The organism is Thalassobacter sp., from assembly GCF_982993085.1.
Map to the genome: position 1 here is coordinate 1 of NZ_CEZFMW010000048.1, position 25,476 is coordinate 25,476.

Sequence of the window (25,476 nt, forward strand, 5' to 3'; positions counted from 1 at the left end):
AATCACTGCCCACGATCAGATGAAATCTGTGCCCACCATCCCGCGAAACACGCAAGCTGATGGAGGCCCGCTGGATCAGGGACTTAGACAGCCACGCTGACGCCCCTGAACAGGTGAGGCAGCGAGTGCTGTCACATTTGGAGGAGTACGAACGCATCTTCATTCTGCGGAGCTACGGCGACGACCAGCGGGTACACTACGACCTCAGGGAAATACCGAAGGACGTCCTCGCGATGGTCGCGCACTTGGCTTCCGACGACTTCGGCACACTGACCAATGCGGGTGGCACTGGCGCCAACGTCACGATGAACGGTCGCAAGGCCTTCCGTTTAGTTTTGGACGGGAGCGTCGAGAAGGTGACTATTTCAGGTCTGGACGTCGAGCTCTGCCCCCTGCACGCTTGGTGGGAGCTCGGTCGCCCTGGCTAGACGGCCAGCCGCATCTGGTCAGGCGTAGCACCGCGCCCTTCAGCGTCCTCACCTATGGCCTTCGCAATCATCGCCGCAATCATCGGTGGAACCGCGTCGCCGATCTGACGGTACTTGAAAGACAATGAGCCCTCGAAGTGGTAGTCGGGCGGGAAGCCCTGCAGCAGGGCCATCTCCCTTACTGTCAGTAACCGGTCCTGCTCAGGGTGGCTGTAGCGTCCGTTGCCTGGGTGGCTGCACTCGCGCGTGATTGTGGGCGCATGTCTATCCCAGGCGAGGCGACCGTAGACGTCGGGAAAGGAGCCCGGTTTCTCGACATTCATACTAGGGATGCGCAGGTGCGCCTGCTCCTCCGTTAAGTCCGTCCAGCTCCCGCCGTCTTTCGGGATAGCCTGCATCCGAGCCAGCGAGTGACCGTTGATACGTGGGCAGACGTGCATGGGATCGTCCGGATGCGCCTCACCGGCAACCACCGGAGGAAGGTGACCAATCGCGTCACGGACGGTCCGCGCAGTGACCCTAGGCAGGTCGAGGTGAAATGCCCCGCCGAGCTTGGCCACGATCAACGAGCGTATTCTGCTCTGTGGCAGGCCAAAGTCCTTTAGGTCGTGTATCTCGGCGAAAACTTCGTAGCCAAGGTCGGTGAGGCCACGATGAAGACCTTGGAAGTGGTGCTTGTGTCGACCGCGCAGCAGTTCCTTCACGTTTTCAATTACCACGTACTGTGGGCGCCATGCCTCGGCGAATTCGGCGGCACGGGTCACCAGGCTGTTCCGTCCATCGTCCAGGACGTGGTTCCGGCTCTGCTTCTGACTAAAGCCCGTGCAGGGGGCACAGGAAATCAAGACGTGTACATCGCGGGCCTCGAAGCCGAAATGCGATGCGACTTCGTCTGGACCCGTCACAGCAAGGTCCGCGGACATCGGACGAAGCCCGAGGTTGCGTTCGTAGGTATCGTTGCAGAAAGTCGCCCCCGTCCCATGGCTCGGCTTAGCCACCTCAAGGTCCACGGCGCCGATTGTGCGGTGCCCGAGGCTAGTGAAGCCGGTGGACATTCCGCCACCGCAAGAAAAAAGGTCTACGAAGTTGAGGCTCATTGAATCAACTACATCTTGAGTTACTACTCTATTTAAGACCATACCTAACGTATTGAGGACCGGACGGGAACGAGAAAGATTGGATGACGGACGTTTTCGCCCCTGAAAAACGCAGCCAAGTTATGGCAAGAGTGCGGGGCAAAGACACCAAGCCTGAGCTCATGGTGCGCCGATTCTTGCATTCGCAAGGGCTTCGGTACCGGGTTAACGATAAGAAACTTCCAGGAAGCCCAGATTTGGTATTTGCCTCAAAGCGAAGTGTAGTATTTGTGAATGGCTGCTTCTGGCACCGGCACGCAGATTGCCGGAAAGCCAAGCTGCCGCAAACAAGGACCGAGTTCTGGAGAAGAAAACTCGCAGCTAATGTCGAACGTGACATCAGAGTATCAGCCGAACTTAAGGAAATGGGCTGGTACCCGCGGGTCGTTTGGGAGTGTGAAATCAACCCCGCGCGTCTTGAAGCTCTGGCCATGCAAATTCAAAAGGGTTATCCGGAGTGACGCAAGATATTATTGATAATCTTGAATGCTTTAAGCGCGACATCGACGAACATGACAACAAAACGCTGGTTGATCGATATTACTACTCCACCTCGGGGCCAGTGCTTGACAACGGACAACAAGCCTCATTGAGGCGCAGTGTTTCTGATTATCTCAATGTATCCGTAAGGGATGTCGTGCTCGTTGGCTCGGCTAAACTAGGGTTCACGCTCAGACCAAAGCCAAAACGGCCTGCCTTGTCGCATTTCGGTGACGAATCCGATATCGACGTAGCAATAATCTCCAGCCCACTTTTCCTCCGTTACTGGCAAGAAACGTTTTCTCATTGGGTGGATGTTGGCGACTGGGATCAGGCAGGTAAGTTTCGCGAGTACTTATTCCGTGGCTGGCTTCGTCCAGACAAGCTACCAAGGGACGCAGACTTCCCTTTGTCAAAAGAGTGGTTTGAATTCTTCCGCTCTCTGCAAGCCAGTGGAGAATATGGTGGATACAAGATTGCCGCTGGCATTTATCTTGATGAGCACTTTTGGGAGGAATACGTCGGGTCCGCCCTTTCCGAGTGCAGACTCTATGTAAAGGAACTGACATGAAAACCGCGCCTGAGAGCAGGAAAATCACTTCAATTCTCAAGTCTTTGCGAGACGGTTATCTGCAACCAACGCCGGATTTTCAGCGGCGGGCGGTCTGGACGAGTAAGGACAAGATTGCTTTCATTGATACTATCCTGCTGGGTTACCCATTTCCTGAGATATATGTCGCATCCGGCGAGGTAGACACGGAGACTGGCGATGCGATCGAACTTCTAGTCGATGGCCAGCAGAGGGTGAGAACCATTGACGAGTACTTCAGGGGAGTAAAACCGTTCGCACGGACACAACAAATCACTCGCTATTCTGACTTGGAGGAAGATCAAAAGCGAGCGTTTTTGAACTACGACGTGTCTGTACGAAACCTTGGAATTATCGACATCGATGACATCCGCGCAGTCTTCCAAAGGATGAATGCAACTTCGTATGATTTGAATGACATGGAGCGTTTCAACGCTGCATATCTAGGCGAGTTTAAGCAATTCTGCGAGCACCTGGCTCAAGACGATTTCTTTATCGATAACCGGGTATTTAGCGCGCTTGATATCCGTCGAATGAAGGACACTTCCTTTGTGGCATCACTCTCGGCCACCATGATGAGCGACTATTTTCATCGTGACGATGAGGTTGAAGAATATCTCGAACGGTATAACGAGGAATTCGAGGAAGCCGAGGAGTTGGAGGCGCGTTACCGGTCTGTCTTTGACGCAATGAAGCAAATGGGGTTTTCTAGGGACAGCCGTGCCTGGAAGAAAGCCGACTTCTATACGTTGTTCATAGAGCTGGATAGGGCCATAAATCGTGACGCCATTCAGTTGGATTTCGGTGCAGTAGGCAGCCGACTGGCCGAGTTCTTCGAAGAGGTCGACGCAATACGGAATGCAGAAGCGACGCCGGAAGGGGCGACTGGTGATTACTTCACAGCAACACTGCAATCTACCAATGACCGAAGTGCAAGGGTGAAGCGTGGTCGCGCGATACGCTCCATTATCGTGCCGGAGTAATTTACCGGTTGGGACAGCCCAGCGTACGATCCGAACCGTGTTTGCTGTGTCTATGCTGTACTTGGAAAGAAAAAGGACCTAGCGGGTGAGCGCTAAGTCCTTTAATTCTTTGGCTCCGGCGGTAGGGATCGAACCTACGACCAATTGATTAACAGTCAACTGCTCTACCGCTGAGCTACGCCGGACCATGTGGGGGCTATAACAATGGCTGCGGGGGGCGTCCAGAGGCTTTTTGCGACTTTTTCAAAAGGTTTTGCATTAGCCTCGAAATGCCGACTTATGTGACGCTACGGTAGCTTGAAGCGGGCGTTCAAACCTGGCGCAGGAAGGCTGTGGCAGGCGCCTCTTTTCTCAAGTTCTATAAGGGTGGCCAACAGGTTGCGCGCGGCGGCGTGCCACATCTTTTTTGGGACATCGGAGTAAAGTTGGGGGATCAATGCATCCAAGTTTTGTGGATCAGGGGTCAGGGCGTCTTGTGCGGCGCGCAACCGCTCATTGCGATGGCTCCGCAGCCATTCAATCCGGTCGCCCGGCCGATGAATCGGCGCGCCGTGGCCTGCAAACAGGATATCTGCGTTAATACTTTCTAATCGGTCGAGGCTGGTGAAAAACTGGCCAACATCCCCATCGGGTGGCGAAATCAGCGAACTGGCCCATCCCATCACGATATCCCCGGTGAAGAGCGCGCGGCCCTCATGCCATTCAAATGACAGGTGGTTGGCCATGTGACCGGGCGTCCAATGGGCGGTCAGGCTCCAACCTGTGCCCGCGATCTGGGTCAGATCGGGCAGGGCGATGTCGGGCGCAAAGTCGGGATCAATCCCTTCGCCGCCTGCCAAAGTATTGTCTTGCGCAAGGCGTTCCATCAATGCGCTGCGCCCGGCATGAGATGGGCCAAACCCATAGACTGGCGCGCCTGTGGCCTGCGCCAATTCGGGCACGAGGCCGGAATGATCGTAGTGGCTATGAGTGACGAGGATATGGCTGATCCGCTGGCCGGGCAATAAGGCGGTCAGAATCGCCTCAAGATGTTTGGCATCCTTCGGGCCGGGGTCGACAACAGCAATGTCTTCTTGTCCTAACAGGTATGTATTTGTGCCTTTTTCTGTCATCGGGCTTGGATTGGGCGCAAGTATACAGCGAAGGTCAGGGGCTAGGGTCTGGATCACGCTTCACTCCGCGTCGGGGGGCCGATAGGGTGCGCCTATGGCCTCTGGTTTTCTCAAACGCGCACTGCCCCGTGGCTTTTACGGACGCGCCGCTCTTATCTTGATCGTGCCGATAATCACGATCCAACTTGTCGTGTCCGTCATGTTTCTGCAACGGCATTTCGAAGACGTGACGCTGCAAATGACGGGGACGTTGTCGCGAGACCTCGGACTGGTCCTTGAGGCGCCAGAATTGGCCGAGCGGCTGGGGATCACTTTATCGCAAGGCGCAGGGCCGACAGGGGATAGCCGGTTGTTCTATGATCTGTCCGGTCGGGTCGTTGCGCGGCATCTACATCAGGAATTTCCTGCGATCACAGGCGTCGACTTGGCAACAGATGATAATCTGGTGGTCCTAGGGTTGGACGGTCAAACGATCAGCTTTTCGCGCAGCCGGGTCTCTGCCAGCAATCCGCATCAATTGCTGGTTCTTATGGTCGTGACTTCGCTTTTGATGACACTTGTGGCGTTCTTGTTCATGCGTAACCAAATCCGTCCGCTGCGGCGGCTGGCCAGTGTTGCTGAGGCTTTTGGAAGGGGGCGGTCTCTGCCGTATTCACCTACGGGCGCCACCGAGGTCCGCGCAGCGGGCACAGCGTTTTTAGACATGCGCCAACGGATCGAGCGGCATATCGATCAACGCACTTTGCTTTTGTCCGGGGTGTCTCATGACCTGCGCACGCCGCTCACGCGGATGCGGTTGGAGCTGAGCATGATGGAGCCGACAGATGCCGAAGGACTGAAAAGCGATGTCGATGAAATGGCACAGATCATCGACACGTTTTTGGATTTCGCGCGCGAAAGCGCCGAGACGCAGGTGGAACCCCACGATGCGGTAGTTTTGGCCCAAACTGTTGCCGATGGTTTTGCACGGGGTGGTGATGCAGTCAGTTTGGTCCTGCCGGGCTGGCCGTGCGTGGCCCCAATGCAGGTAGGAGCCGTGCAGCGTGCTTTGTCGAACTTGATCAAGAACGGGTTTCGTTATGGCAAACATGTTCGGCTAACCGTTCAGGACGCCCCCGCTGCACTTCGGTTTATTGTTGAAGACGACGGCCCCGGCATCGCCGTAGAAGACCGCGTAAAAGCCACCCGTCCGTTTACACGACTAGACGCCGCGCGCGGGGCGGGAAGCGGGTCAGTCGGCCTTGGCCTTGCGATTGTGACTGATGTTGCCCGTTCGCACGGGGGCACGTTGATGCTTGAACACAGCCCTGACATGGGTGGCCTGCGCGCAGAATTGGTCTTGCCGAAATAGAACCCTTAGCGCGTGGTTTGCGTGCCGCGCTCTCGATAAGGCGTAGTGTTGTAATGCGCCCGGTAGCATTTGGAAAAGTGCGACGGCGAGGCAAAACCACAGGCCAAGGCCACGTTGATCACACTCATATCTGTTTGCATCAACAGATTGCGGGCCTTCGAGAGGCGAATTTCCATGTAGTACCGTTTGGGTGAACGGTTGAGGTAACGACGGAACAGACGCTCCAGCTGGCGGGTCGACATGGCAACCTCTTGGGCCAAAACCGAGGGCGAAATTGGCTCTTCGATGTTCTGTTCCATCTTGCGTATGACAGCACTTAGCTTGGGGTGGCGCACGCCAATGCGTGTCGGGATCGACAAGCGCTGTGTGTCTTGGTCCGTGCGAATAGACGAATAAATTAACTGATCAGCCGTCAGGCTTGCGAGGTCTTCGCCATGATCCTGCGCGATGATTTTCAGCATCAAGTCGATGGAAGAGGTTCCCCCGGCCGTCGTGATGCGATTGCCATCAATCACAAACACCGACTTGGTGAGATTGACCTCTTGAAACTCTTCCAAAAAGCTATCTTGGTTTTCCCAATGGATCGTAGCTTTTTTCCCGTCGAGCAGGCCAGCCTTGGCCAAAGTGTAGGCCGCAGTACAAAGCCCCCCCAGCGTTACACCGCGCCGCGCTTCGCGCCGGACCCAGTTGAGCAGCCGTTTGGTGGTTGATTCTTGAACCCCGATGCCACCGCACAACAGGACAGTGTCGTCGCGGTTTGTCTCGTCAAGATCTTGGTCAACTTGATACGTAATGCCGCTTGAACACTGAACCGTTTCGCCACCCTCAGCCGCAAGCGTCCAAGAATAAAGTTCACGCTCCGCCATGCGGTTAGCGATCCGAAAGGCTTCGATCGCGCAGGCAAAACTGAGCATCGAAAAATTGGGCAAAAGCACAAAAACAAAGTGGCGTGGCCGTTCTGCTTTGGCTGGCTGTATGACCATGACCGGCCTCCCTTTTCTTATCGCTCCCGCGTTCTTCCCGCGCGCGGTGAGTTTTACGCAAAACAGGATTTTCCAGCGCTGACAAGCCCGCTTCATCCGCAAAGGACGTCTGGCGGAATAAAAATCATCGGTCTATACAGTTGGGGCCTCGTCGATGGGGCGCTTTTACAAGAGGATTGCGGCTATGACACCGTGGAGCAAAACAGACTGGCGGAACAAACCTCGGGTGCAGATGCCTGAGTATACCGAGCCAGCCGCTTTGTCGGCTGCAGAGGGCAAGCTTGGCAGCTATCCTCCGCTGGTTTTCGCAGGCGAGGCCCGCAGATTGCGTCGTGCCTTGGCTGACGTGTCCGAAGGCAAAGGATTTTTGCTTCAGGGCGGCGATTGCGCCGAGAGCTTTGCCGAATTTTCCGCCGACAACATCCGGGACACATTTAAGGTCATGCTGCAAATGGCCATGGTGCTGACATACGGCGCCAAAGTGCCAGTGGTCAAAATTGGTCGTATGGCGGGGCAGTTTGCCAAGCCACGCTCCGCGCCCACCGAGGTGAAAAATGGTGTTGAACTGCCCAGCTACCGCGGTGACATCATCAACGAGCTGGATTTCACACCCGAAGCCCGCATTCCCAACCCGGACAAGATGCTGCAAGCCTACACGCAGGCTGCTGCTTCGCTGAACCTGTTGCGCGCGTTCTCCAAGGGTGGCTACGCTGACATCCATCAGGTCCATGCGTGGACGCTTGGCACCACCGACGATTGGTCGGCGCGCTACCGCGATATGGCCAACGCTATCCAAGACTCGCTTGATTTCATGACCGCGGCAGGGCTGACGGCGGAAAACAACGCAGAACTCAGCACCGTCGATTTCTACACCAGCCACGAAGCTTTGTTGCTAGAGTATGAAGAAGCGCTGTGCCGTTTGGACAGCACCTCCGGCAAATGGATTGCAGGATCCGGTCACATGATATGGATCGGGGATCGGACCCGTCAGCCGGATGGCGCGCATGTCGAATTCTGCCGTGGTGTTCAAAACCCAATCGGCCTGAAATGCGGCCCGACCACAACGCCCGAGGATCTCAAGGTTCTCATGGCGAAGCTGAACCCCGAAAACGAAGCTGGGCGATTGACGCTTATCGCGCGTTTTGGCGCGGGCAATGTAGGTGAACATCTGCCCCGTTTGATCAAAACGGTTCGCGAAGAGGGCGCTAAGGTTGTCTGGACCTGTGACCCGATGCACGGCAACACTATCAAATCCTCGACCGGGTTCAAAACACGCCCGTTTGAAAGCGTTCTTCGCGAGGTCCAAGAGTTCTTTGCGATCCATAACGCAGAAGGCACAGTTCCCGGCGGCGTTCATTTTGAGATGACTGGTCAGGACGTGACTGAATGCACCGGCGGTGTCCGCGCAGTGACGGATGAGGATCTGTCCTCGCGTTATCACACAGCGTGCGATCCGCGTTTGAATGCAAGCCAGTCGTTGGAACTTGCGTTCCTTGTGGCCGAGGAGTTGCAGCGCACGCGTGAGGCGCGCCGCGCCGCCGTTTAGGGCAAGAAAACAAACGTCAGACAATTGGGAGTGCACAGTTTTCAATTGTCTGACAAAAAAGGCGCGTCTCGTACGCGCCTTTTTTGTTATTCAGTGTGAATACGTTAGCGCACAATTCGAAGCCACGGGACGGGACCGGGTTTAGACGCAGCCTCAAGGTCCTTGGGGACCTGATTTGAGGGGCGAGTGTCGGAGTTTGGCTTTGGTCCTTCGCCAGCTGGGCGTGCCTCAAACGCAGTTGCAGGCTCACTAAACCCTGCCATTGCAGGCGCAGGTTTGGGGGTGTTGGTTGCAGCAATCGGGGTCAGAACATCGCGTTGAATGCGAAAGCGTCGGGGCGTTTGCCCTATGTCACCCTGGGTGACAAAGCAGCCAAGTGCCTTGTTCACATCTCCCGCCGCGCCGCGCATGGGCAAGATGAGCATTTTGCCATCGATCGTTGGTCCAGACCGATTGTTCGATACGAGGTCTAGCTCTAATAGAGCAGGCTTGCTGAAGACCGCCTCAACCAGGCTCATCAGGCGGCGACGCTCCAGCAGGTCAAAAAATGCGCGTATGGGCATGCCGCGAACTTCCATTCCCATCAGCTCATTCATATGGCCACCCGCCACGCGTATCCGAATTGTCTCAGGGCGAATTCGGTCCAGAATGAAGGCGTTGGCCAAGGCCGCTTGGATGACCCGAGGGTCCAGATCGGACCGCGCGGGCAGGGCGGTCCCCACCCGGAGGCTATGCCAATAGCCCAGTACATCGCCGAACGTTTTGCTCGTCTTGCTTAGCCGTTGGGTCAGAAAGCTCCACGCCGCTTCCCCGCGACCATCGATTGAATTTTGCATCAGCCCAGCACCCTTTACACAGTCTTTCCGAAAGACTTTCGAAACCACTCGTTAAACTTTCCGGCCCTCGATTTAACACGAGTTAATAAAAATTAGCGCTAATTTCTTCACCAATGGTTAACGACTTTGAAAAGTGTAAACGTTGTTCTCGGACTGGTCGGAGGGTATGGCAGGATAGGGCAACAGCGGGGGAGGTACCTATGAAGTCGATGACGGGCTTTGCGGCGTTGGAGCGCAGCGATGAGCACAGCCACCGAAGTTGGGATGTGCGCAGCGTTAATGCGCGTGGGCTCGATATTCGTCTGCGTTTGCCCGATGGTGTTGATGGGTTAGAAAAAGAGGCCCGCGCGCTACTTGCGGAAGTCGTGGGGCGCGGTAACGTCAGCCTGTCGCTCAAGGTGACGCCGGCTGGAGGCGATGCGCCCCTTCGGGTAAGTCCTGATGCCTTAGCAGCCGTGTTAACCTCTCTGAAGAATGTGGAAACTGAGGCGCATGCGCGGGGCATGACCCTCGCGCCGATGTCCGCAGCCGATATATTGGGGCTGCGCGGTGTGCTCGACGTTGGTGCTGGCGGAGAAATGACTGTTCCGCTTAATGTTTTACTCTCGGACCTTGCTGAATTAATCGAGAGCTTTAATGCGATGCGAGCCCAAGAGGGCGCTTCACTACGTGACATCCTGTCATCCCAGGTGGATGAAATCGCTCTATGCATTGAAGCCGCCGTTGATTTGGCTCAGGCAAGATCCGATCACATGGCCAAGGTGTTTGCTGATGCCGTAGCGCGGGTCCAAGAAGCCAATGCCGACCCAGACAAGACGGCGCACGACATCGCCGCATTGGCCGTAAAGGCCGATGTCACAGAGGAGATCGATCGCTTGCGCGCTCATGTGGTCGCGGCACGCGCCTTGTTGGAAGTCGATGGGCCTGTGGGCCGCAAACTGGATTTCTTAACCCAAGAATTTAACCGTGAGGCGAACACTCTGTGCTCAAAAGCGCAGTTTTCCGCGTTGACGGAGGTCGGTCTGAGCCTCAAGACAGTGGTCGATCAAATGCGAGAACAGGTACAAAATGTCGAGTAGTCAAACCTCATTGGCGGGCACACGCCGCGGCCTTCTGATCATTCTGTCATCCCCGTCGGGTGCGGGAAAGTCGACGCTAGCGGGACGGTTAATGGCATGGGATGCTTCGTTGAGCTTTTCAGTCTCCGCGACCACGCGCCCGCCGCGTCCCGGTGAATTGGACGGGCGCGAATATTATTTTCGCGAGCGTGCACATTTTGAGGAAATGATCGATGCGGGCGAAATGCTGGAGCACGCAGAGGTTTTCGGCAATCTCTACGGCAGCCCCCGCGCCCCAGTCCAAGAAGCCATCGAAGCCGGACGCGATGTGATTTTTGATATTGATTGGCAAGGTGGGCAACAAGTCCGTAACTCGACCCTGTCCAAGGATGTGGTGTCGATCTTTATTTTGCCACCCTCAATCGCGGAGTTGGATCGCCGTTTGCGTGCCCGTGGGCAAGATGCCCCAGACGTGATCGCGACCCGCATGGCGCAATCAGAGGCCGAGATCAGCCATTGGGCCGAGTACGATTATGTTCTGGTCAACGAAGATATCGATGAAACCGAAGAAAAGTTGAAAACGGTGCTAACGGCTGAGCGCCTTCACCGAGATCGGCAACCGGGCTTGGCCGGATTTGTTCGTGATCTGAACGCAGAATTTAGGGAGAGATTAACATGACAATTTTCGCGCTAGACGGTGTTCATCCCGAAATTGACGCGACCGCCTGGGTCGCGCCCGATGCCAACATTATTGGCAAGATTACCTTGGCTGCGAATAGCTCTGTTTGGTTCGGCTCGACGCTTCGCGGTGACAACGAACGGATCACAGTTGGCGAGGGCAGCAACATTCAAGAGGCCTGCGTTTTACACACTGACATGGGCTATCCGCTTGTTATTGGAACGAATTGCACCATTGGGCACAAGGCGATCCTGCACGGCTGTGAGATCGGTGAGGGCGCGTTAATCGGCATGGGTGCTATTATTTTGAACGGGGCCAAAATCGGCGCAGGCAGCCTAATCGGAGCTGGGGCCTTGGTGACGGAGGGCAAGGAAATCCCCCCCGGTTCAATGGTGCTGGGCAGCCCCGGAAAAGTCGTCAAACAGCTTGATCCATCCGTGCGCGCCAATTTGATCAAATCGGCTGAACGGTATCAAGCCAACGCGCGGCGGTTTCGGGACGGTATGATTGCCGTTTAACCTTTGGGCGACGGCCTTAACCTTTTAACCACCCGCTAAACGAGCAAGGAAATCGATCCGTCCGAGAGTGTGACAGACACGGGTCGGCGGGTTTCGAGAGCGGATTGCGCGAGCAATCCGAATTGAACTGTGGCGCCCGTGATCTCTGCGTTTGAGCGGGTCCGACGCAACGTGTCCCAGAGTGGTTCCTCAACTTTCAGCCGCTCCGCAGTGGCGTGGAGGACCCACGCATCGCGCGACCTGCGGACTTCGATGATCCCGCCCCACGCCATCGCGGATTCAAGGCAGGCGATCGCCAAAAACGCCAGCCGTACTTCGGTCCGCGAATAGCTTTCGTCGACCGCCCAAGACACCTTGGTTCTGCTCCCGTCAAACATGGCGTTTAGGGTTGAGCTGACCTCTCGGGCGCTGATTAGTTGTTCGCCCTTTACCGCGCCAAAAGCGATGCGAAAGAAAGAGATACGCGCCGATGCAGCCTGTACCGAGGCACGGATCAGCCCAATCTCCTCGGTGGGGGCGCTTCCCGACAATTCCAACAGTTCAAGACCATTGCCAATCGCGCCGATTGGGCTAATCAGATCATGACAAAGTCGAGAGCCCACCAGTCCCGCCAAATCGGCATTCTGAGTATCCGTAAGAGGGCGTTCGGTGGTATCGGTCATGAAAGGTCTCCCATGTCTTTAGAAATGAATGCACTGCTTGAGCCGGGCCAATTGGTCCGCCACCCGCAAGCACCGGAGTGGGGGATTGGGCAAGTCCAGTCCAACATTGGCGGGCGGGTCACGGTCAACTTTGAAGAAGAGGGCAAGGTGGTGATTGACAGTGCCAAGGTAATGCTCGTTCCAGTTTATGATATGTAGCCGCACCCCGCGGCTGTGAATATGTGTCGCCCATTAAGGTTAACGTAAAGTTACCACGGCGGTGGGCGTTGTCCCAATCACGATCACGAAGTCCCCCACGTTGCATCCCAACCGGTGTCTGATACACCCGATGCATCAAACGTCTTGAGCCCATCATCAATGTCTTCCACGCCACGCTTTGAAACGCGCCTCGCCACCAGCTCAGAGGATATCCGCGCCGCGCAACGGCTAAGGTATGAGGTGTTCGTGGCGGAATTGGGCGGTGATGGCGCAATGGTTGACCACGACTTGCGCCTAGAGCGCGATGCCTTTGATAAGCACGCTGAACATCTGCTTTTAATAGATCACTCCCGGGCGACTGACCCCGTTGTGGGGGTCTACCGCTTGATGATGGCGCAACACGCCAAGCTGGCCGGCGACTGGTACACAGCCAGCGAATACGATCTAACGCCGCTCTTAAAGACAGGTCGCAAGGTATTGGAATTAGGTCGGTCTTGCCTGAAGGCCGACTATCGCGGCGGTGTTGGAATGATGCTGCTGTGGCAAGCGCTGGCCGATTTGGTCCTGTCGCGTAACGTCGAAGTCCTGTTTGGCGTGGCTTCGTTTCACGGCACCGATCCGGAGGCTTTGGCTGCACCTTTGTCGCTCTTGCATCACCGGCATCTGGCACCTGCAAATCTGTGCCCAGTCGCGAGACCGCCTCACGCCGTTGAGATGAACCGACTGCCTGAAGCCCAGATCGATCGCCCCGCAGCGCTGCGTGCGGTACCATCGTTAATAAAGGCATACCTGCGGTTGGGTGGTTGTGTTGGCGCTGGGGCTTGGGTGGATCACCGGTTTAATACAACGGACGTGTGCCTCGTGCTCGACATTAACAATCTTTCGGAAAAGCAGCGGGCACTTTACATGCAAAAGGATCGGCCATGACCCCTTGGGACAACGGTGAACGCCCGGTCCAAAACCCGTTCGGAGTGGCGGGCTGGCTGCGCGTGATCTGGAGGGGTGCGGTGCTTGGCTGCGTCACATTCGGCGGGCTGATCCTATTGCTGCTCGTGCGCCTGATCGAACGTCCGCTGTGTGGGCTAAGCCGGCCCGTGACCCCCTACATTACCCAAGGTGTTTGCATCGCGGCTTTTGTCATCCTTGGGATGCAGCGACGGGTTGAGGGCGCGCCCATGCCCGCCCACGGCGCGATTGTGGCCAATCACGCTTCTTGGCTCGATATCTTTACACTTAACGCGTCAAAGCGGATTTACTTTGTGTCCAAGGCTGAGGTGGCTGGCTGGCCGGGTATCGGTTGGCTCGCGCGGGCAACGGGCACAGTGTTCATCGCGCGACGTGCCGCTGATGCAAAAGCCCAGCAAAAGGTGTTTGAGGATCGTCTATCCGCTGGGCACAAACTGCTCTTCTTTCCGGAGGGGACGTCTACGGATGGGCGCAGGGTTCTTCCATTCAAATCAACGCTCTTTGCGGCGTTCTTTGCGCCAGGTGTGCCGCGCGACATGGCGGTGCAACCTGTGTCGGTGGTGTATACCGCCCCAGATGGTGCAGAGCCCGCCTTTTACGGCTGGTGGGGCGATATGAGTTTTGGGAGCCATTTGCTAAAGGTTCTGGCCGCAGCAAAGCAGGGGCAGGTGGTGGTTCGTTACCATACTCCGATCGCCACAGCCGAGGTCACGAGCCGCAAAGAAATGGCACGCCAGTGCGAGGCTGCAATTCGAGCAGGCCTCGCCGCAGGCGGGATCAGCGAAGCGGCGCAGTGAGAGCCTTCATCGCGGCAGCCGGATCGTCCGTGGCCCAAATTTCTTCTCCGATGGCGAAGAAATCCGTGTGCGGGGCCAAAGCCTCGATCAAGGCAATGTCCAAGGCGCCTTCGGCGACAATTGGCACCTCAATCACCTCGGACCACCAAACAAACGTGTCAAAGTCTGCAGTGCTGCCATCGCCTAATACGCTGCTGCCCACGGGGCCAAGGCTTACGTAATCGGCTCCGGCCTCGGCAGCTGTCATTCCATCGTGGCGGGACGTGCCGCAGAACGCGCCGACAATAGCGTCTTCGCCCAGATCAGCGCGGGTCTTGCGCACTGCGCGCGAACCGTCCGTCAGGTGCACACCATCGAGGCCCAACCGCTCGACCAGTCCGATATGGGTGTCAATCACCACCGCTAGGTCACGGGCATGGGCTAGTTCGCGGATGCTATCGGCGGCGCGGGCAAGGGTGCTTTCGTCTTTGGTCGCAAGCGCGAGGCGCAGGCAGGCCACTTCGTGAACGTCCAAAACGGCGGACAAAAGGTCTGGGAAGGTCTCCAGCTCAAACGCTGGGGGCGTCACAAGATAGATCTGCGGCTGCTCGGGGAGTGTGGTGTCGTCTGACATGGGCGGACTTTCTGATACGTTTTGACCGTTCATAGACCCGCTGGGCGTTGCGCTGCAATGGGGCGCGCGTTAGGAGGCGGCATGTCCGAACAGTTTACACCGCCCGCCGCCCATCCTGCGATAATCCTCGTCCGCCCTCAGATGGGCGAAAACATCGGTGCCAGTGCGCGCGCGATGTGGAATTTTGGTCTGCATCACATGCGGGTCGTGGCGCCTCGGGATGGTTGGCCCAATGAACGTGCCGTGGCTTTGGCCAGTGGGGCGGGACGTGTGTTGGATGCGGCTCGGCTGGTCGATACCACGGCTGAGGCCTGCGCTGACTGCGATTTTGTCTTTGCGACAACCGCGCGCGACCGTGATCTGACCAAGCCCGTGTTCACGCCCGAAGCCGCCATGCAGGAAGCGGCCAAGCGCATGGCCCAAGGCCAGCGTGTGGGCGTGTTGTTCGGGCCAGAGCGCGCAGGCCTTGAAAACGATGATATCGCGCGGGCCAATGCGATTGTGTCCGTGCCGGTGAACCCTGATTTTCCTTCGCTTAATCTCGCGCAATGTGTGCTGTTGATGGGCTATGAATGGCGCCGCCAAGTGGAACAGGCCCAAGCCACCCAGATGGAAATGGCGGGCACGGTATGGGCCAATCATGCAGAGATTGATGCGCTGGCCGATCATTATGAAACGACCCTTGACCGTGCGGGTTTCTTTTTCCCTGAGGCAAAGGCCGCTTCGATGAAGCGACATCTACGCAATGTCTGGAGCCGGATGCCGCTGACGCGTGCGGACGCTCAGACTTTCCACGGAATGATGCGGCAGATGGTTCGCTGGAAAGAGCGCGGTTAGACCCGCGACCTTGCGGCGCATGGGTTGCCGCGTGCAACTATCTGAATAGATAAGACGAGAACGAAATTCTGGAGGGCAGAATGGCCGGACGCTCGATTTTTGAAGATGTGACCGAGGCAGAAAAACCGGCGACACAGGCGGGTGTGATTGATCGCACGGGCCGCTCGGGTGGCCGCAAGGCTGTGCGTGCGTGGCTTGGCGTTTTGTTTGCTTTGGTGGTGTTGATGATCGCCGTGGGTGGTTTGACACGGCTGACGGACTCTGGGCTCTCGATTACGGAATGGAACCCGATCTCGGGCGCGGTTCCGCCCTTGAATGCCGCGCAGTGGGAGGCAGAGTTCGACCTTTATCGCGCAATTCCCGAATACCAACTGCAAAACCAAGGCATGAGCATGGCCGAGTTTAAGGTCATCTATTGGTGGGAATGGGGGCATCGCCAGTTGGGGCGTGTGATCGGGTTGGTCTGGGCCGTGGGCCTTTTGGGGCTTTTGCTCGCACGCAAGGTGCCCGCTGGCTGGACACCGCGGCTCGTTGTGCTTGGCGGCCTTGGTGGGCTGCAAGGCGCGATTGGCTGGTGGATGGTGTCATCGGGCCTCACGGGTACGATGCTTGACGTGGCCTCGTATCGGTTGGCCACCCACCTTGGCCTTGCCTTTGTGATCCTGTCGTTGATCGCGTGGTACATGTTGATGCTTTCACGTCCCCAATCGGAGCTGCTGGTCGCACGCCGTGAAGGCAACTTGTCTTTGCGCAAATTAGCGACCGTTTTGCTGGCGTTGACGTTTGTTCAAATCCTGCTGGGTGCGTTGGTTGCGGGCATCGATGCCGGGCGCAACTACGTGGACTGGCCGCTGATGGCTGGTGCCTTTACGCCGCCAGAGATGTGGGTGCTGGAACCCGTCTGGCGCAACCTGTTTGAAAACGACGGGACGGTTCAGTTTTTCCACCGCATTGCAGGGTACGTTTTGTTCCTAGGCCTGATCTGGGGTTGGCTGCGTGGGCGCAAGTCGGGCAATGCCGCGACGTCTGCCGCCTTTGCCGGGGTTCTGGCCATGGGTGTCGTTCAAATGTTGATCGGGATCGTGACGGTGATGAACTCCGCCCCATGGCATCTGGCGATTGCGCACCAGTTCGGGGCGGTCGTGTTGATTGTTCTGGTCATGCGCGCGCGTCACCGTACCGTATATCCCTTGCCACAATCTGTTCGGAGCTAAACCATGCCTGCATTTGACGACCTGATGGCCCACCAACGCGAAACCGAAGCTTTGGGGCAGGTCGCGGGTCGGCTTGGCTGGGATCAAGAAACGGTCATGCCCCGTGGCGCGGCCCCACAAAGGGCCGAGGAAATGGCCGCGATGGAGGGGGTCCTGCATGCACGCCGCACCGATCCGCGTATTGGTGATTGGCTGGACACAGCTACGGCGCCCGATGCTGCTGGGGATGCGGCCTTACGCCTAATCCGGGAAAGCTACACGCGCAACAATAAGGTGCCTGCACGGTTGGCCGCGGAACTTGCGCGGGTCACATCGCTGAGCCAAGGCGAATGGGCCAAGGCGCGCTCCGAGGAAGACGTCGCGGCTTTCTTGCCCCGGCTGAATGAGGTCGTGGCCCTTCGGCGCGAAGAGGCTGCGGCCCTTGCCACAGGTGGTGATCTCTATGATGCGCTTTTGAACGACTATGAGCCCGGTGCGAATGGGGCTGAAATCGCAGCGATGTTTGACGCCATGCGCCCGCGTTTGGTTGATCTGCGGGCCAGTGTTTTAGCAGAAGAACCAGCCCCTAAGGTTCAGGGCACGTTTCACAAGGCCGCCCAATTGGCTCTGTCGGAGAAAGTCGCGCAAGCCTTTGGCTATAACTTTGACATGGGGCGCATTGATATAGCGGTGCACCCCTTTAGCTCTGGCTCCGGACAAGACGTGCGGATCACCACACGCGTGGCAGAAGACGATCCGTTCAATTGCCTCTATTCGACAATCCACGAAGTTGGCCATGCTTGTTATGAGCAGAACATCGACCAAAATTACCTGCTGACGCCGTTGTCACGCGGCGTATCGATGGGTGTTCATGAAAGCCAAAGCCGCATTTATGAAAATCAAATGGGTCGATCCGAGGCGTTTAGCGGCTGGCTTTACGGACAGATGCGCGATGTATTCGGTGATTTCGGTGTGAAGTCTGAGCGGGATTTTTACCGTGCCGTGAACAGGGCTGAGGCGGGCTACATCCGTACCGAAGCTGATGAGGTGAACTACAATCTGCACATCATGCTGCGCTTTGATCTAGAGCGTGCATTGATCGCGGGCGATCTGGTGGTTGATGATCTAGAGGCCGCTTGGAACGACCGTTTTGCCGCCGACTTCGGGATTGTCGTTGATAAACCCTCAAACGGGATTTTGCAGGATGTCCATTGGCCGGTTGGCTTGATGGGGTATTTCCCAACCTATGCGCTTGGGAATGTTTTCGCGGGCTGTCTCAATGTGGCCATGCGCACGGCCGTGCCCGATGTTGATGCGGGCCTTGCGCAGGGCGATGCCTCGGCTGCTACGACTTGGCTGCGCGATGCGGTACAAACCCACGGTGGGCTGCGTACCCCGGTTGAAACGATCACTCATGCCACAGGCGCGGCACCAAGCCCTGAGCCTTTGCTCAGTTACCTCGAGGCGAAGTTTAGCGACCTCTACAATCTCTGAGCTCGCATGGTTTTGGCTTTGTCCAAGGCCTCACTAACCAAATCTAACTCGTGCGCGGGACCAGTCACCTCTTTGCGCGCGAGGGTGTATCGGGACAAATGTCGGATCATGGTCTTGCGGTCGGCCTTGATCAGTTTTTTGAGCAACCCCTTGATGTAGGGATGATGTTCTCGTCGGGCGCGCCAAAGTTGCGCGAACACGCGCGGCGTTAGGGTGGATGCCATCGCCGCCTCACACAGAGGCGTCAGAAGGTTCATACTATGCAGCATCGTCAACACGCGCGGTCCCGCGTGGGGTATCCGCAGATGAGTGGTGTGATCCGCCTGAAACAAGCTGGCATGCATCGCATCCAGTGTCTCGGTCGGGTCTGAGATGACAGTCACGTGGTTGGCTGCCTGAACCGAACGCGGCGCATAGCTATAGCGCGGGCCCCAGCGCAGCGACCAAGCCTTGCGGTTGCGCACTTCCCACGGGACCTTGGCGCGTTCAAGCGTTGCGATCGGTTGCATCAGCAAAACCTCGGCGCCCGGGGCGGCCACGCAAAACGCCCCCGCGCCGTAGGCGCCCATACCGGCACCGGCAAATAGGACCGTGTCGAAATCATCAAAGAAGCCCTCATCCGTGAGGTCATCCACAAAATCGAACAGATCAGGGCTTCGAAACCATGTTGGCCCATCTGCGTGGATCATCAAGAGGGAGGCATCAATCGCGGTCGCTACATCAGGGCCCCAAAGCTTGGCGCCGCTTTCAAAGGTGACCAGCAGTGTATCACCGCCGGTCACATGAAAGGCGTGGTGCTGCGCGTCGATGGCTTCAAAAAAACCAAGTTCATCGCTGAGGACCTGCAACGCTGCAAGTTGGTCGCTTTGCTGTTCAAACATTTGTGCCCCCACAGGCAAAAAACTTGATGGTGCCAACTTAGCGCCCGCAAATTGGGCGCGCCGATGATCACTGTGACCGAATCTTGTCACCGTCTAGCGTTGAAATGTGGCCGGAATTGGGTTGCGGCCTTGGTTTATCCATTTGAGCGACCAAGCTCTTGCTTGGTCAGAACAGTGATCTGAGTATTGTTCCCAATACAATTACAGACAACCCCAGCAGCAAACTGGCGGCATAAAAGGTGGACGGAATGTCCTGTGTTGGCCGATCAACAAACCCGACCGATGGCGCGCAGCACCCCTTTCGTCCTGTAAAAGGCTGGCGTAGAGTTCACACAACACAGTGAGGGAGATCCACCATGAACGTCACGCGAGAGATCAAAGCCAAAGACGCGCCAGACATGGGAGCCTTCAACTGGGCCGATCCCTTTTACCTTGAAGATCAACTGAGCGATGATGAGCGGGCCCTGCGCGATGGGGCCGCGGCCTTTGCTGCTGACAGGCTGGCCCCACGGGTGATTGATGATTACGCCCAAGAGGTGGAAGCACCTGAAATATTTAACCAAATGGGCGAGGCGGGTTTGCTGGGCATCACCATCCCCGAGGAATATGGCGGCCTTGGCGCGTCCTATGTGACCTACGGCCTCGTCGCCCGAGAAATTGAGCGGATCGACAGTGGGTATCGCTCTATGATGTCCGTGCAATCGAGCCTCGTGATGTATCCGATCTATGCCTATGGCAGCGAAGAACAGCGGGTGAAATACCTGCCGGGTCTGGCAGCTGGCAGCTTGATTGGGTGTTTTGGCCTGACCGAACCCGATGCGGGCTCTGACCCCGCTGGTATGAAAACTCGCGCTGAGAAAACCGCGACAGGGTACCGGATCACTGGGTCCAAAATGTGGATTTCAAACGCGCCATTTGCGGATGTCTTTATCATTTGGGCCAAGTCTGAAGCGCATGGCGGGAAAATCCGCGGTTTTGTGCTGGAGCGGGGAATGGACGGCCTGTCGGCCCCGAAAATCGGAGGCAAGCAATCGCTTCGGGCCTCGACGACGGGCGAAATCGTGATGGATGGCGTCGAGGTCGGCGACGAGGCGTTGCTGCCCCATGTGCAAGGCCTGAAAGGCCCATTTGGTTGCCTGAACCGCGCCCGCTATGGCATCGGTTGGGGCGTCATGGGGGCCGCAGAATTCTGTTGGCATGCGGCTCGTACCTATGGGTTGGATCGCAAGCAGTTCGGCAAACCCTTGGCGCAAACACAGCTGTTTCAAAAGAAACTGGCGGACATGCAGACGGACATCGCTTTTGGCCTGCAAGCGGCCCTGCGGGTCGGACGTTTGGTGGATGATGCGCGCGCGGCCCCAGAGATGATCTCGATGATCAAACGCCAGAACTGTGGCAAAGCGCTAGAGATCGCGCGGATGGCGCGGGACATGCACGGCGGCAATGGTATTCAGGAGGAATATCAAGTGATCCGCCACATGATGAACCTTGAAACCGTAAATACCTACGAAGGCACCCATGATGTCCACGCCTTAATTCTTGGGCGGGCGCAAACGGGTTTGCAGGCGTTTTTCTAGGGTTTACGGGGTAGGGCGGCCTAACTGAAATCCATGCTGTCAGTTTTGTACAGCAGTGGTTTCGTTAGGGCCGATAGTGCCAGTTTGGGCTGATTATCGGCATCGAAGTTTTCAGCCGAGAGATACTTATCAAAACACGCGGATAGTGCGGGCCATTCGGTATCGATGGCCGCAAACCAAGCCGTGTTTCTGTTGCGGCCCTTATTAATCGACATTTGTCGAAAAACACCCTCGAACGACAACCCGAGGCGTTGCGCGGCCGCGCGGCTTTTGCCGTTTAGCGCGTGGCATTTCCATTCATACCGCCTGTAGCCGCTGTCAAAGGCCCATTGCATCATCAGAAACATCGCTTCAGTGGCTTCCACAGTGCGTTGTAACAATGGTGAAAAGTGGATGTGCCCGACCTCGATGGAACCATCACGGGGATTTATCCGCAGAAAACCCGCGACGCCAACCGGGCGATTGTCGGACAGGCGGATAATCGTGAAGAACACAGGGTCTTCTTGTTCAGCCACGCTTTTGAGCCAAGCGTGATAGCTCGGAAAATCCGGGAAGGGCCCATAAGGCAGATAGGACCAGTTGTGATTATTCGTGTCGGTGGCATTGGCATCACACAAGCCGGGGCCGTGTCGATCCGGGTCCAAAGGCTCTAACCGAACGGTTTTGCCATGTAGCGTCAAGCCAGATGGCCGCGGGGGTGCGGAAAAACCCTCAACACTGAAATCCTGTTTCATGGGCAATTCCGCACTCCTATGGGTGTTCTAGAGGGTTATTCCCACTCAATCGTGCCCGGAGGCTTGGATGTGATGTCATAGGTCACCCGGTTGATGCCCTCGACTTCATTGATGATCCTTGTGGCTGTTTCGCCAAGGAATTCATGGGTAAACGGATAATAGTCTGCCGTCATCCCATCCACCGAGGTCACGGCGCGCAATGCGCAGGCGTAATCGTAGGTGCGGCCATCGCCCATCACACCCACGGTGCGGACCGGTAGGATCGCGACAAAGGCTTGCCAGATTTCATCATACAGGCCGTGCTTGCGAATTTGGTCGATGTAGACCGCGTCTGCCTTGCGCAGGATGTCCAACTTGGCGCGTGTGATCTTGCCGGGGCAACGGATCGCAAGGCCGGGGCCGGGAAAGGGGTGGCGCCCGATAAAGCTGGCGGGCAGACCCAGTTCACGCCCCAAGGCGCGGACCTCATCCTTGAACAACTCGCGGAGCGGTTCAACAAGGCTCAGACCCATTTTTTCGGGCAGGCCCCCAACATTGTGGTGGCTCTTGATTGTCACCGAAGGCCCGCCAGAGAAGCTGACGGATTCGATCACATCAGGATACAGCGTGCCTTGGGCCAGAAACTTAGCGTCGCCAATCGCTGTCGCGTGTTTTTGGAAGACATCGATGAACAGTTTGCCGATGGTCTTGCGTTTGACTTCGGGGTCGCTGATCCCTTCGAGCGCGCCTAGAAACAGATCCTGCTCTTCAGCGTGGATCAGCTTCATGTTGTAGTTGTCGCGGAACATCGTGACGACTTCTTCGGATTCGCCCTGACGCAACAGCCCGTGGTCAACAAAGACGCAAGTAAGCTGGTCACCGATCGCCTCATGGATGAGGACCGCAGCAACCGAACTGTCGACACCGCCGGACAGGCCGCAAATCACTTGACCGTCGCCAACTTGGGCGCGGATCGCTTCGATCGCCTGTTCGCGGTAGGCGCCCATTGTCCAATCACCGGTAAAGCCAGCCAAACGCACAAAGTTTTCGTACAGGCGTGCGCCTTTTGGGGTGTGGTGCACCTCGGGGTGGAACTGCACAGCGTAGAAATTGCGCGCTGTATCGGCAGTGATCGCAAACGGCGCATTGGGGGAGGTGCCAAAAACCTCAAACCCCGGTGCAATTGCACTGACGTGATCCCCGTGGGACATCCAGACCTGCTCCGATCCGTCATCGAACCAGCCATCCAACATAGGTAGCGCGGATTTTGGTGTAACATAAGCGCGACCGAACTCAGCTGTGCCATGGCCCCGCTCAACCTTGCCGCCCAGCATATGCATCATGACCTGCTGGCCGTAGCAAATGCCCAAGATCGGCACGCCCAAATCAAACACCGCCTCTGGCGGGCGGGGCGATCCTGTGTCGATAACACTGGCCGGTCCACCGGACAGAATCACCGCCTTGGGTGCGAAGGTTTCCAAAAACTCGGCTGTCACGTTTTGGAACGGATGAATCTCGCAATAAACGCTCAATTCCCGCAGGCGACGCGCAATAAGCTGGGTCACCTGGCTGCCGAAGTCGATGATCAAAAGGCGCTCGTGGGTGCCTGTATCCGTCAAGGTATTTGTCATGGCGCGGGTCTACGCGCGCAATCATGCGTACGCAAGCGTGGCAATGTCGCTTTGCGCCCTCAAGGGGCGGAAAAGAGCCTCGTACCCGCGGGATCGCACGCTATGTGATGTCCAAATGTAGCGCGGAGGGTGCCATGAGTAATGTAGCTGAAACAGGTCGTCGGCGGAGCCGCGGGGGTGGTGGTGCTGCGCGTCGTGCGGAGCGGACTGCGATTTCGGTTGAGACCGCCAAATATATCGAACGCAATATCCCGAACTTTGAGGTCCTCAACGAAGAGGCGCTTGAGATCATCGAAGCCAACGCCGAAACGGTATTGGCCGAGATTGGGGTGAATTTCGTTGATAACCCCGGCGCACTTGATCGGTGGCGTGCGGCGGGTGCCGACATTGACGGCGAACGCGTGCGCATTCCGCGCGGACTGGCGCGCCAATTGTGCCAAACGGCGCCGTCGCAATTCACGCAACATGCGCGCAACCCAGAGCGGTCCGTTGAAATTGGTGGCAAGAATCTCGTGCTGGCACCGGTCTATGGTCCGCCCTTTGTGCGCGATGCCCAGGGTGGTCGTCGCTATGCTACGATGGCCGATTTTGAGAAATTCGTGAAGCTGGGCTACATGTCCAAGTGGTTGCATCACTCGGGCGGCACCGTGTGTGAGCCGACCGATGTTCCGGTCAATAAGCGTCACCTCGATATGCTGTACGCGCACATGTCGCTGTCGGACAAACCCTACATGGGGTCCGTGACAGAGCCATCGCGCGCCCGCGACTCGATTGAAATGTCCGATATCCTGTTCGGTGGTTTGAACGATCGCACGGTCATGACCTCGCTGATCAATATCAACTCACCACTGACGTTCGACGGCATCATGATGGGCGCGCTCGAAGAATTCGCCGCCGCTAATCAAGCCAGTATCATTTCGCCCTTTATCGTGGGCGGCGCGATGGCGCCGGTTTCCGTGGCCGGCACGCTGACGCAAGTATTGGCGGAAGTCATGGCAGGTGTGGCGTACAGCCAGTTGATCCGGCCCGGCGCGCCCGTGATCTTCGGTGCCTTCGTGACCTCTATCGACATGAATTCCGGCGCGCCCACCTTTGGCACCCCCGAAGCGGCGCATATTACCTATGGTGCGGGCCAATTGGCGCGGCGTTTGGGCTTGCCATATCGTTCGGCGGGGTCATTCTGTGGCTCCAAGCTGCCGGATGCGCAGGCTGCGTATGAAACAGCTAATTCTCTGAATGTCGGTCTATTGTCGGGCGTGAACTTTATGCTGCACTCCTGTGGCTGGCTCGAAGGCGGCCTTGTGGCTTCGTTTGAAAAGTTTGTGATGGATGCAGATCAACTCGGTACTCTGCACCATATCGCGCGCGGGGTGTCCGTGGACGAGAACGCACAAGCGATGGATGCATTGCGCGAAGTCGGCCCTGGGGGGCACTTCCTTGGGTGTGCGCACACCCACGCGAACTTTAAGGATGCGTTCTGGCGGTCCGAGATGTTGGACTACAAACCATTCGAGACATGGTTCGAAGAGGGCGCGCGCGACACTGAGGCCTTGGCGAGTGCCCGGGTTGAGAAATTGATCGCGGCTTATCAGCAGCCGCACTTGGATCCAGCTGTCGATGCCTGTCTAAAAGAATATGTTGCCAAGAGAAAAGAAGGCATGCCCGACGCGTTTATCTGATTCGTCGTGTTTACCCTTTGTTCTAATGATTAACTGTTTCTCAATATCAAACGCCCGGGTGTGTTATCCACACCCGGGCGTTTTTTCGCTGCTGATTGTTTCCAAATTCAGCCTAATGTTCGGGCCTCGCCCATCATTGCAATCAAGATATCGACATGACGGGTAAGCGAATAGTTGGCGTCGCCTGTCTGGCGGCGGACTTCTAGCTTGTCTTCGATGTCCATCAGCATAGGCAGCGCTTTGCGCGACGTTGCAGGGACCGCGACCCGGGTCAAACGGCGTAAGTCCCTCTTGCGATTATAGTCTGCCACCCCCATGCGTGCAGCCCGGACCAGTAATGCAGGGCGGTTTAAGCGGGAAAGTTTATGGGTCAGATCGCACATGGAACATTCCTTGAGTTGAAAAATATAGGTGTCTTGTGATCGCTAAGATTTGCCACAAACTTGACCTGTGTTGCCGGAGAATTGGTTGCACCGTTCGCTCCTGCCTCGCGTTTACTTCTTGGAAACAATTCAAATAGTTTTCCACAGACATTA

The 25,476-nt window shown here is 56.9% G+C and carries 27 protein-coding genes and 1 tRNA gene; 17 read left to right on the forward strand and 11 right to left on the reverse strand.

Annotated features, from left to right (window positions below):
* Positions 1-59 precede the first annotated feature (59 nt).
* On the forward strand, positions 60-428 hold the full coding sequence (locus AC4GMC_RS09230; protein ID WP_487876764.1) for a hypothetical protein: 369 nt from the start codon (positions 60-62) through the stop codon (positions 426-428).
* Here AC4GMC_RS09230 and AC4GMC_RS09235 read toward each other — a convergent pair.
* Complete coding sequence (locus AC4GMC_RS09235) at positions 425-1,567, reverse strand: DNA cytosine methyltransferase (protein WP_487879400.1); 1,143 nt, start codon at positions 1,565-1,567, stop codon at positions 425-427. The two genes, AC4GMC_RS09230 and AC4GMC_RS09235, sit on opposite strands and share 4 nt — an antisense overlap.
* Before the next feature lie 41 nt (positions 1,568-1,608).
* Here AC4GMC_RS09235 and AC4GMC_RS09240 point away from each other — a divergent pair, with 41 nt between their 5' ends.
* From AC4GMC_RS09240 to AC4GMC_RS09250, 3 genes are read left to right on the forward strand one after another with little or no spacing between them, the layout of a single operon-like run.
* Positions 1,609-2,025, forward strand: a complete 417-nt coding sequence (locus AC4GMC_RS09240; RefSeq protein ID WP_487876762.1) for a very short patch repair endonuclease — start codon at positions 1,609-1,611, stop codon at positions 2,023-2,025.
* A complete protein-coding gene (locus tag AC4GMC_RS09245) occupies positions 2,022-2,615 on the forward strand; it encodes a hypothetical protein (protein WP_487876761.1) in 594 nt (197 codons plus the stop codon). Before AC4GMC_RS09240 ends, AC4GMC_RS09245 begins: the two co-directional genes overlap by 4 nt.
* Complete coding sequence (locus tag AC4GMC_RS09250; protein WP_487876760.1) at positions 2,612-3,616, forward strand: GmrSD restriction endonuclease domain-containing protein; 1,005 nt, start codon at positions 2,612-2,614, stop codon at positions 3,614-3,616. Before AC4GMC_RS09245 ends, AC4GMC_RS09250 begins: the two co-directional genes overlap by 4 nt.
* A gap of 110 nt (positions 3,617-3,726) precedes the next feature.
* Here AC4GMC_RS09250 and AC4GMC_RS09255 read toward each other — a convergent pair.
* A tRNA-Asn gene (locus AC4GMC_RS09255) sits at positions 3,727-3,801 on the reverse strand.
* Between the two features lie 102 nt (positions 3,802-3,903).
* Positions 3,904-4,785 carry an MBL fold metallo-hydrolase gene (locus AC4GMC_RS09260; protein ID WP_487876759.1) on the reverse strand — a complete coding sequence of 294 codons (882 nt, stop codon included), beginning with the start codon at positions 4,783-4,785 and terminating at the stop codon, positions 3,904-3,906.
* A 37-nt stretch (positions 4,786-4,822) separates the two neighbouring features.
* On the opposite strand from AC4GMC_RS09260, the gene AC4GMC_RS09265 reads away from it, so the two are divergent.
* On the forward strand, positions 4,823-6,079 hold the full coding sequence (locus tag AC4GMC_RS09265; protein WP_487876758.1) for an ATP-binding protein: 1,257 nt from the start codon (positions 4,823-4,825) through the stop codon (positions 6,077-6,079).
* Positions 6,080-6,084: 5 nt separating this feature from the next.
* Here the strand turns inward: AC4GMC_RS09265 and AC4GMC_RS09270 are convergent, their stop codons facing one another.
* Complete coding sequence (locus AC4GMC_RS09270; RefSeq protein WP_487876757.1) at positions 6,085-7,062, reverse strand: GlxA family transcriptional regulator; 978 nt, start codon at positions 7,060-7,062, stop codon at positions 6,085-6,087.
* A 184-nt stretch (positions 7,063-7,246) separates the two neighbouring features.
* Here AC4GMC_RS09270 and AC4GMC_RS09275 point away from each other — a divergent pair, with 184 nt between their 5' ends.
* Positions 7,247-8,608, forward strand: a complete 1,362-nt coding sequence (locus AC4GMC_RS09275) for a class II 3-deoxy-7-phosphoheptulonate synthase (RefSeq protein ID WP_487876756.1) — start codon at positions 7,247-7,249, stop codon at positions 8,606-8,608.
* Positions 8,609-8,712: 104 nt separating this feature from the next.
* Here AC4GMC_RS09275 and AC4GMC_RS09280 read toward each other — a convergent pair whose 3' ends face one another.
* The gene (locus AC4GMC_RS09280; protein ID WP_487876755.1) at positions 8,713-9,444 is read right to left on the reverse strand and encodes a PAS domain-containing protein; all 732 of its coding nucleotides are present in this window, start codon (positions 9,442-9,444) and stop codon (positions 8,713-8,715) included.
* A 200-nt stretch (positions 9,445-9,644) separates the two neighbouring features.
* On the opposite strand from AC4GMC_RS09280, the gene AC4GMC_RS09285 reads away from it, so the two are divergent.
* Genes AC4GMC_RS09285 through AC4GMC_RS09295 form a run of 3 tightly spaced genes read left to right on the forward strand, consistent with a single transcriptional unit; the run spans position 9,645 to position 11,699 of the window.
* A complete protein-coding gene (locus AC4GMC_RS09285) occupies positions 9,645-10,523 on the forward strand; it encodes a YicC/YloC family endoribonuclease (protein ID WP_487876754.1) in 879 nt (292 codons plus the stop codon).
* Positions 10,513-11,181 (forward strand): guanylate kinase, encoded by a 669-nt coding sequence (gmk, locus tag AC4GMC_RS09290; protein ID WP_487876753.1) that lies wholly within the window; start codon positions 10,513-10,515, stop codon positions 11,179-11,181. The genes AC4GMC_RS09285 and gmk overlap by 11 nt, the downstream gene beginning before the upstream one ends.
* A complete protein-coding gene (locus AC4GMC_RS09295) occupies positions 11,178-11,699 on the forward strand; it encodes a gamma carbonic anhydrase family protein (protein WP_487876752.1) in 522 nt (173 codons plus the stop codon). The genes gmk and AC4GMC_RS09295 overlap by 4 nt, the downstream gene beginning before the upstream one ends.
* A gap of 35 nt (positions 11,700-11,734) precedes the next feature.
* On the opposite strand, the gene AC4GMC_RS09300 is transcribed toward AC4GMC_RS09295, so the two are convergent.
* Positions 11,735-12,361, reverse strand: coding sequence for a histidine phosphotransferase family protein (locus AC4GMC_RS09300; protein ID WP_487876751.1), 627 nt, complete (start codon positions 12,359-12,361; stop codon positions 11,735-11,737).
* Between the two features lie 12 nt (positions 12,362-12,373).
* On the opposite strand from AC4GMC_RS09300, the gene AC4GMC_RS09305 reads away from it, so the two are divergent.
* From AC4GMC_RS09305 to olsA, 3 genes are all read left to right on the forward strand, one after another.
* Positions 12,374-12,559 (forward strand): DUF3553 domain-containing protein, encoded by a 186-nt coding sequence (locus AC4GMC_RS09305; protein ID WP_487876750.1) that lies wholly within the window; start codon positions 12,374-12,376, stop codon positions 12,557-12,559.
* A gap of 159 nt (positions 12,560-12,718) precedes the next feature.
* Entirely contained in the window at positions 12,719-13,486 is a 768-nt protein-coding gene (olsB, locus tag AC4GMC_RS09310) for an L-ornithine N(alpha)-acyltransferase (protein WP_487876749.1), read from the forward strand.
* Positions 13,483-14,322 carry a lyso-ornithine lipid O-acyltransferase gene (gene olsA, locus AC4GMC_RS09315; protein WP_487876748.1) on the forward strand — a complete coding sequence of 280 codons (840 nt, stop codon included), beginning with the start codon at positions 13,483-13,485 and terminating at the stop codon, positions 14,320-14,322. Before olsB ends, olsA begins: the two co-directional genes overlap by 4 nt.
* Here olsA and AC4GMC_RS09320 read toward each other — a convergent pair.
* The gene (locus tag AC4GMC_RS09320; RefSeq protein ID WP_487876747.1) at positions 14,303-14,935 is read right to left on the reverse strand and encodes a thiamine phosphate synthase; all 633 of its coding nucleotides are present in this window, start codon (positions 14,933-14,935) and stop codon (positions 14,303-14,305) included. The two genes, olsA and AC4GMC_RS09320, sit on opposite strands and share 20 nt — an antisense overlap.
* An 81-nt stretch (positions 14,936-15,016) precedes the next feature.
* Between AC4GMC_RS09320 and AC4GMC_RS09325 the strand changes: the two genes are divergently transcribed.
* From AC4GMC_RS09325 to AC4GMC_RS09335, 3 genes are all read left to right on the forward strand, one after another.
* Positions 15,017-15,772, forward strand: coding sequence for an RNA methyltransferase (locus tag AC4GMC_RS09325; RefSeq protein ID WP_487876746.1), 756 nt, complete (start codon positions 15,017-15,019; stop codon positions 15,770-15,772).
* Between the two features lie 80 nt (positions 15,773-15,852).
* The gene (ctaA, locus tag AC4GMC_RS09330; protein WP_487878389.1) at positions 15,853-16,986 is read left to right on the forward strand and encodes a heme A synthase; all 1,134 of its coding nucleotides are present in this window, start codon (positions 15,853-15,855) and stop codon (positions 16,984-16,986) included.
* 3 nt (positions 16,987-16,989) lie between these two features.
* Positions 16,990-18,459 carry a carboxypeptidase M32 gene (locus tag AC4GMC_RS09335; protein WP_487878388.1) on the forward strand — a complete coding sequence of 490 codons (1,470 nt, stop codon included), beginning with the start codon at positions 16,990-16,992 and terminating at the stop codon, positions 18,457-18,459.
* On the opposite strand, the gene AC4GMC_RS09340 is transcribed toward AC4GMC_RS09335, so the two are convergent.
* Positions 18,447-19,340 carry a hypothetical protein gene (locus AC4GMC_RS09340; RefSeq protein WP_487878387.1) on the reverse strand — a complete coding sequence of 298 codons (894 nt, stop codon included), beginning with the start codon at positions 19,338-19,340 and terminating at the stop codon, positions 18,447-18,449. The two genes, AC4GMC_RS09335 and AC4GMC_RS09340, sit on opposite strands and share 13 nt — an antisense overlap.
* Positions 19,341-19,696: 356 nt before the next feature.
* Between AC4GMC_RS09340 and AC4GMC_RS09345 the strand changes: the two genes are divergently transcribed.
* A complete protein-coding gene (locus AC4GMC_RS09345) occupies positions 19,697-20,917 on the forward strand; it encodes an acyl-CoA dehydrogenase (RefSeq protein WP_487879177.1) in 1,221 nt (406 codons plus the stop codon).
* Between the two features lie 20 nt (positions 20,918-20,937).
* On the opposite strand, the gene AC4GMC_RS09350 is transcribed toward AC4GMC_RS09345, so the two are convergent.
* Together AC4GMC_RS09350 and guaA are read right to left on the reverse strand one after the other, a co-directional pair.
* The gene (locus AC4GMC_RS09350) at positions 20,938-21,651 is read right to left on the reverse strand and encodes a GNAT family N-acetyltransferase (RefSeq protein WP_487878148.1); all 714 of its coding nucleotides are present in this window, start codon (positions 21,649-21,651) and stop codon (positions 20,938-20,940) included.
* Between the two features lie 35 nt (positions 21,652-21,686).
* Positions 21,687-23,261: a glutamine-hydrolyzing GMP synthase gene (guaA, locus tag AC4GMC_RS09355; RefSeq protein ID WP_487878149.1), complete on the reverse strand. Its 1,575-nt coding sequence runs from the start codon at positions 23,259-23,261 to the stop codon at positions 21,687-21,689.
* A gap of 134 nt (positions 23,262-23,395) precedes the next feature.
* On the opposite strand from guaA, the gene AC4GMC_RS09360 reads away from it, so the two are divergent.
* A complete protein-coding gene (locus tag AC4GMC_RS09360) occupies positions 23,396-24,940 on the forward strand; it encodes a trimethylamine methyltransferase family protein (protein WP_487878150.1) in 1,545 nt (514 codons plus the stop codon).
* A gap of 107 nt (positions 24,941-25,047) precedes the next feature.
* Here AC4GMC_RS09360 and AC4GMC_RS09365 read toward each other — a convergent pair whose 3' ends face one another.
* Entirely contained in the window at positions 25,048-25,323 is a 276-nt protein-coding gene (locus AC4GMC_RS09365; RefSeq protein ID WP_038003285.1) for a DUF6477 family protein, read from the reverse strand.
* Positions 25,324-25,476: the final 153 nt, after the last annotated feature.

Excerpts from the sequence above, each read along its gene's own strand:
- AC4GMC_RS09230 (WP_487876764.1), top strand. The coding sequence starts at position 60 with ATGGAGGCCCGCTGGATCAGGGACTTAGACAGCCACGCTGACGCCCCT.
- AC4GMC_RS09235 (WP_487879400.1), bottom strand. The coding sequence starts at position 1,567 with ATGGTCTTAAATAGAGTAGTAACTCAAGATGTAGTTGATTCAATGAGC.
- AC4GMC_RS09240 (WP_487876762.1), top strand. The coding sequence starts at position 1,609 with ATGACGGACGTTTTCGCCCCTGAAAAACGCAGCCAAGTTATGGCAAGA.
- AC4GMC_RS09250 (WP_487876760.1), top strand. The coding sequence starts at position 2,612 with ATGAAAACCGCGCCTGAGAGCAGGAAAATCACTTCAATTCTCAAGTCT.
- AC4GMC_RS09265 (WP_487876758.1), top strand. The coding sequence starts at position 4,823 with ATGGCCTCTGGTTTTCTCAAACGCGCACTGCCCCGTGGCTTTTACGGA.
- AC4GMC_RS09270 (WP_487876757.1), bottom strand. The coding sequence starts at position 7,062 with ATGGTCATACAGCCAGCCAAAGCAGAACGGCCACGCCACTTTGTTTTT.
- AC4GMC_RS09275 (WP_487876756.1), top strand. The coding sequence starts at position 7,247 with ATGACACCGTGGAGCAAAACAGACTGGCGGAACAAACCTCGGGTGCAG.
- AC4GMC_RS09280 (WP_487876755.1), bottom strand. The coding sequence starts at position 9,444 with ATGCAAAATTCAATCGATGGTCGCGGGGAAGCGGCGTGGAGCTTTCTG.
- AC4GMC_RS09285 (WP_487876754.1), top strand. The coding sequence starts at position 9,645 with ATGAAGTCGATGACGGGCTTTGCGGCGTTGGAGCGCAGCGATGAGCAC.
- gmk (WP_487876753.1), top strand. The coding sequence starts at position 10,513 with ATGTCGAGTAGTCAAACCTCATTGGCGGGCACACGCCGCGGCCTTCTG.
- AC4GMC_RS09295 (WP_487876752.1), top strand. The coding sequence starts at position 11,178 with ATGACAATTTTCGCGCTAGACGGTGTTCATCCCGAAATTGACGCGACC.
- AC4GMC_RS09300 (WP_487876751.1), bottom strand. The coding sequence starts at position 12,361 with ATGACCGATACCACCGAACGCCCTCTTACGGATACTCAGAATGCCGAT.
- AC4GMC_RS09305 (WP_487876750.1), top strand. The coding sequence starts at position 12,374 with ATGTCTTTAGAAATGAATGCACTGCTTGAGCCGGGCCAATTGGTCCGC.
- olsB (WP_487876749.1), top strand. The coding sequence starts at position 12,719 with ATGTCTTCCACGCCACGCTTTGAAACGCGCCTCGCCACCAGCTCAGAG.
- olsA (WP_487876748.1), top strand. The coding sequence starts at position 13,483 with ATGACCCCTTGGGACAACGGTGAACGCCCGGTCCAAAACCCGTTCGGA.
- AC4GMC_RS09320 (WP_487876747.1), bottom strand. The coding sequence starts at position 14,935 with ATGTCAGACGACACCACACTCCCCGAGCAGCCGCAGATCTATCTTGTG.
- AC4GMC_RS09325 (WP_487876746.1), top strand. The coding sequence starts at position 15,017 with ATGTCCGAACAGTTTACACCGCCCGCCGCCCATCCTGCGATAATCCTC.
- ctaA (WP_487878389.1), top strand. The coding sequence starts at position 15,853 with ATGGCCGGACGCTCGATTTTTGAAGATGTGACCGAGGCAGAAAAACCG.
- AC4GMC_RS09335 (WP_487878388.1), top strand. The coding sequence starts at position 16,990 with ATGCCTGCATTTGACGACCTGATGGCCCACCAACGCGAAACCGAAGCT.
- AC4GMC_RS09340 (WP_487878387.1), bottom strand. The coding sequence starts at position 19,340 with ATGTTTGAACAGCAAAGCGACCAACTTGCAGCGTTGCAGGTCCTCAGC.
- AC4GMC_RS09345 (WP_487879177.1), top strand. The coding sequence starts at position 19,697 with ATGAACGTCACGCGAGAGATCAAAGCCAAAGACGCGCCAGACATGGGA.
- AC4GMC_RS09350 (WP_487878148.1), bottom strand. The coding sequence starts at position 21,651 with ATGAAACAGGATTTCAGTGTTGAGGGTTTTTCCGCACCCCCGCGGCCA.
- guaA (WP_487878149.1), bottom strand. The coding sequence starts at position 23,261 with ATGACAAATACCTTGACGGATACAGGCACCCACGAGCGCCTTTTGATC.
- AC4GMC_RS09360 (WP_487878150.1), top strand. The coding sequence starts at position 23,396 with ATGAGTAATGTAGCTGAAACAGGTCGTCGGCGGAGCCGCGGGGGTGGT.
- AC4GMC_RS09365 (WP_038003285.1), bottom strand. The coding sequence starts at position 25,323 with ATGTGCGATCTGACCCATAAACTTTCCCGCTTAAACCGCCCTGCATTA.